The sequence below is a fragment of the Allobosea sp. P4_C6 genome (genome assembly GCF_056402015.1).
In genome coordinates this window covers 1-3,413 of record NZ_JBFUIF010000143.1, presented here as the reverse complement: position 1 = coordinate 3,413, position 3,413 = coordinate 1, and the positions used below count along the sequence as shown (strand labels likewise).

Here is a 3,413-nt window from a genome sequence, read left to right as displayed (position 1 = left end):
GATAAAAAGCCGAGTGCGCTTACGGGCAGCCACCGAATGTCCCGAAATGGCGCAAGATCGATATTCCGGGGCAAAACCTATGGAACGTAGGCTCGCATCCGGTCRATCGTGAAAAGATAGTCGTCGCGCGATTGCGAGCTGTGGCAGGACTGGCACCGATCTGCGAAGGCCGTGCGCCTGATCTGGCGGCTGGTATCGAACTGTTGGAAATGCCAGTCGCCGGTGCTGACGTCTGCCGGGAAATCCGCGCCCCAGTTCACCCCTTTCTCCATCACGAAATACTCGGCGAGCTGACGCGCCCTCCAGACGCCGAGGACGAGCCGGGTGCCCGGCGGGAGCGGCTTGCCGGCCTTGGCCAGAGCGAGCGTCTCCGGCAGTGCGAACGCTTCCTCCTTGTTGAAGCCCCGATCGTACGTGGCGTAGAGCACGTACTTGTCGAAGTCCTTCGGGAAGGTCGCGCGGTTGGTCTGGGCGTTCGCCGTCACGATCGAGCACAGTAGGAACGCGATCGCAGCTATGCGGTGGACCGTCATGCTGTTTCCCTTTCGATGCGGTTCAATCCAGAGCGAGCGAGGTAGAGAGTTCGCGATGCTCGTCGATCTGCTGCTGGATGGTCTTCAGGTTCGCCTCGACGGCCGCCATGGCGTCCGCGCCGGCGACGAAGCGCAGCGGGAGCTTCCCGGAATCGGACAAGGTGACCATCGCACCGGCCAGCTTCGCCGGATCACCTCCCTGGAGACCATTCATGCCTGACCAGGCAGCGACGGTCTGGGCCGTGCGCTCGGCGTAATCGTCGACCGCCAACTGGGGCCAGATCGTCGAGGCGCCCTCGACGAGGAGCTCGGTGCGAAAGAAGCCCGGCTCGACGGCCATCGTCTCGATGCCAAACGGTGCCACGTCATAGCGGAGCGATTCCATCCAACCTTCGAGGGCGAACTTCGAGGCGGCGTATGCGACGACGAATTCCTGCCCGATCAGGCCGGCCAGGGACGTGACGGTGATGACCTGGCCGGCGCGCTGCTTGCGCATTATCGGCAGGATTGCGCGGGTGACGATCGTAGGCCCGAAGAAGTTGGTCTCCATCTGCGCCCGGAAATCGTCGGGGCCGATGTTCTCGAAGTACCCGGCGTAGAAGTTGCCGGCGTTGTTCACCAGCACGTCGATTCGACCGAAGCGATCGATCGCTGCCTTGGCGGCGCTGCCGGCGGCCTCGGGATCGGTGATGTCCAGCGCGACCGTGAGCAGGCTGTCATGCGTGCCGATCGCCTTGCGCACCCTCTCCGGATCGCGTCCCGTCGCGACGACGCGATGGCCGGCCGCGAGTGCCTTGCGTGCGATATCAATGCCCAGGCCACGGCCGGCACCGGTGACGAACCAAATCTTGGTCATGATGTTTGCTTCTTTTGGCGATGACGCTTCGTGCCGAGGCCGCCTCATCGCCTGGGGAATCGGGCGCTCGATGGGAGCCGAGAACGTCTCGGCCCCCCTTCTGCGGATCAGATCGAGTAATCGATCGAGAGCATGTGGTCCTTGCCCATGCGGTCGCCATAGACCGGGAACTTGGACAGAGAGGTGTCGATCGCGAGGACGTCAGCGGCGTCGAGCTGCACGCGGGTCGCGCCGAGGTTCTCCAGCAGGTGGGTCTCGCTGCGGGTGCCCGGGATCGGGACGATGTTGGGGCTCTTGGCCATCAGCCAAGCGAGCGCGACCTGGGACGGCGTCGCGCCCTTCTTGGCGGCGTACTCCTTCAACCACTCCACGATGGGCATGTTGAGCGGCATGAACTCCTTCGAGAACCTCGGGAAGCCGGCACGGAAATCCGTCTTCTCGTCGTACTTGGTCGACGGGTCGTACTTGCCGGTCAGGAAGCCCATCGCCACCGGAGACCAGGGCACGAGGCCGATGCCCAGTTCGTTGCAGGTGTCGAGGATGCCGTTCAGCTCAACGTTGCGGGTCCACATCGAATACTCGTTCTGAACGGCTGTGACGGGCTGCACGGCATGGGCGCGGCGAATGGTCTTGGCGCTCGGCTCAGACAGGCCGAAACCCAACACCTTGCCCTGGTTGATCAGGTCCTTCACCGCTCCGGCGACGTCCTCGATTGGCACGGCGGGGTCGACACGGTGCTGGTAGTAGAGATCGATATGGTCAGTCCGCAGACGCTTGAGGGATTCCTCGACGACGCGCTTGATGCGCTCCGGCCGGCTGTCCAGGGCGACGGTGCCGTCGATCGCGAACCCGAATTTGGTGGCGATCTTGACCTTGTCCCGGAACGGTTGGAGCGCCTCGCCGACGAGCTCCTCGTTAATGTAGGGGCCGTAGACCTCGGCGGTGTCGAAGAACGTCACCCCGTTCTCGAAGGCTGCGCGGATCGTCTTGATGCCTTGATCCTTGGGCACCGGGCCGTTGTAGTTGCCGCTCTGGTTCATGCAGCCGAAGCCGAGTTCCGAGACTTCCAGTTTGCCGAGCTTGCGGGTTTTCATCGTCGTGCCTTTGGTTCCGGCTGGCTGTGCGTCTGCCGTATGGGCGCCCCAGAGCGGTGCAATCGCCGCGGCGGCGCCAAGCAAAGCGGTCGATTTCAGGAATCCGCGCCGGCCGTTGAAGACGGTGGCGGGTGTTTCGGCGGACGCGTCGGTCATGGCCAGGAGGCTGCCATTGGGATGCCCAAGGGCCAGCGCTGTTCCGTTGGCGTGAGCCTAGGCGCTGTCGCGTCCAGCGATTAGCCGCTATGAAGTGCATGAACCTAGAAGCAGGCGCACTGAATGAAACGCGAGGACCTAGCCGATCTCTCGGCGTTCCTGGCCGTGGCCGAGGCCGAGAGCTTCACGCTGGCGGCGTCGAGGCTCGGCATGTCGCAGTCGGCGCTGAGCCAGATTGTGCGACGGCTCGAAGGCCGGCTGGGCCTGCGGCTGCTGCGTCGCACGACCCGGAGCGTGTCGCCAACCGATGCCGGCGAGCGGCTGCTGGAGACGTTGGTGCCGGCGCTGAGCGGGCTGGACGCGAGCCTCGCGGCATTGAGCGAGATGCGCGAGAAACCGGCGGGCACGATCCGCATCACCTCGGTCGAGCATGCGACCGACACCATCATCTACCCGGTGCTCAAGACATTCCTGCCCAAATATCCCGACGTCAGCGTCGAGATCGTTTCCGACTACGGCCTGGTCGACATCGTGGCCGAGCGACTCGACGCCGGCGTTCGCTTGGGAGAGCACGTCGATAAGGACATGATCGCCGTCCGCATCGCGCCGGATCTGGATATCGCGATGGTCGGGTCACCCGCGTACTTCGCCGAGCGGCCGCCGCCGATGGTCCCCCAGGACCTGGTTCGTCACCGATGCATCAACCTTCGCCTCTCGGCGTCACGGGGGCATTTCGTGTGGGACTTCAGCAAGGACGGACGCGAGCTCAAGGTC

Annotated in this window: 4 protein-coding genes; 1 reads left to right on the top strand and 3 read right to left on the bottom strand. The window is 64.2% G+C overall.

The window, feature by feature from the left end; genetic code table 11:
- Positions 1 to 77: 77 nt before the first annotated feature.
- The 3 genes from AC1DVA_RS26990 to AC1DVA_RS26980 form a co-directional block, all read right to left on the bottom strand.
- Positions 78 to 533 (bottom strand): cytochrome P460 family protein, encoded by a 456-nt coding sequence (locus tag AC1DVA_RS26990; protein ID WP_265052951.1) that lies wholly within the window; start codon positions 531 to 533, stop codon positions 78 to 80.
- A gap of 22 nt (positions 534 to 555) precedes the next feature.
- Positions 556 to 1,389 (bottom strand): SDR family oxidoreductase, encoded by an 834-nt coding sequence (locus tag AC1DVA_RS26985; RefSeq protein ID WP_265052952.1) that lies wholly within the window; start codon positions 1,387 to 1,389, stop codon positions 556 to 558.
- Positions 1,390 to 1,496: 107 nt separating this feature from the next.
- Entirely contained in the window at positions 1,497 to 2,483 is a 987-nt protein-coding gene (locus AC1DVA_RS26980; RefSeq protein ID WP_476807931.1) for an aldo/keto reductase, read from the bottom strand.
- 279 nt (positions 2,484 to 2,762) lie between these two features.
- On the opposite strand from AC1DVA_RS26980, the gene AC1DVA_RS26975 reads away from it, so the two are divergent.
- Positions 2,763 to 3,413 (top strand): LysR family transcriptional regulator (locus AC1DVA_RS26975; protein WP_476807930.1); only part of this gene is annotated, 651 nt, incomplete at its 3' end.